The sequence below is a fragment of the Oleiphilus sp. HI0066 genome, assembly GCF_001635725.1.
In genome coordinates this window covers 1-992 of record NZ_LWFH01000061.1, presented here as the reverse complement: position 1 = coordinate 992, position 992 = coordinate 1, and the positions used below count along the sequence as shown (strand labels likewise).

The 992-nt window shown below is 43.1% G+C and carries 2 protein-coding genes; one reads left to right on the top strand and one right to left on the bottom strand.

Annotated features, from left to right (window positions below; all coding sequences use genetic code 11):
- Positions 1–481: thiazole biosynthesis protein (gene thiI / locus A3738_RS01115; protein ID WP_369819750.1), on the top strand; the 481-nt coding region annotated here is incomplete at its 5' end.
- On the opposite strand, the gene A3738_RS30335 is transcribed toward thiI, so the two are convergent.
- The coding region (locus tag A3738_RS30335; protein WP_197473499.1) for an alpha/beta hydrolase at positions 478–992 on the bottom strand (515 nt) is incomplete at its 5' end. The two genes, thiI and A3738_RS30335, sit on opposite strands and share 4 nt — an antisense overlap.

Here is a 992-nt window from a genome sequence, read left to right as displayed (position 1 = left end):
CGATATCATTCGATTGTCTGCAAAAATCGGTACCGAAGAATTCGCAAAGAATATGCCGGAGTACTGTGGTGTGATTTCGGACAAACCAACTACCTGTGCGAAGCTTGCTAAAGTAGAGGAAGAAGAAGGTAATTTTGATTTTTCTGTTTTAGATCAAGCGATTGAAGATGCCGTCGTTAAAAAAATTGATCAGGTTATGCATCAGCAGAAAAATGTGGTGGATGTTGATGTAACGACATTACCTAAAGTTGGTGATGTGGTGATTGATATTCGAGGCCCTGAAGAGGCGAATAAATCTCCGCTTACCTTGACCAACAATGAAGTCTTGCATATTCCTTTCTATGAGCTGATGAGTGAAACTGAGCGCTTAGATAAAGCAAAACGCTATTTGTTGTTCTGCGAAAAGGGAACGATGAGTCAGCTTCATGCAAGCCATTTAAAAGGGATGGACTTCGATACAGCGGTTTTTAAACTCGCTTAAACCGCTTTGTTTTTTTGGCTTTGCATACCAAGTTGCCAGCATAGCCAAACATGCATTTGTTTCGCGACCTCAAAGTGAGTGTCTTCAAGCGGGATCATGTGCCCAAACTTTTGCAAACGGTGGAAATGCCGTCCTTGACCGAGATGCCGGCTAATGCGGCGAGCCGTTCTCGCTGAACTATAGCGATCTTTGGCTCCTGCTAAGGTCATAATTGGGCAGTCGATTTTTTCTCTTTCAATCTCTGAACGATTCTTCGTATCTAGATACCAAAACCACAATTCTTTAAGTGCTAAGCCTGATTCAAAACACATTTGTGAATAAGCAGCTTGCGCTTGTTTTTCAGTCATTGTGTTGAACAAATATTCGCGGGCAGATTTAAAACTAGGCTTTACCCCCTTTTGCCAGAACAAAGGCGTAGCACAAACATCTTTCAGGGCGCGAGTGGTTGGAAATGCATTACCTAGCCCTGCAGCCGCTTCTGGAGCAAGAAGAATAAGTGCATCAGGCTCAG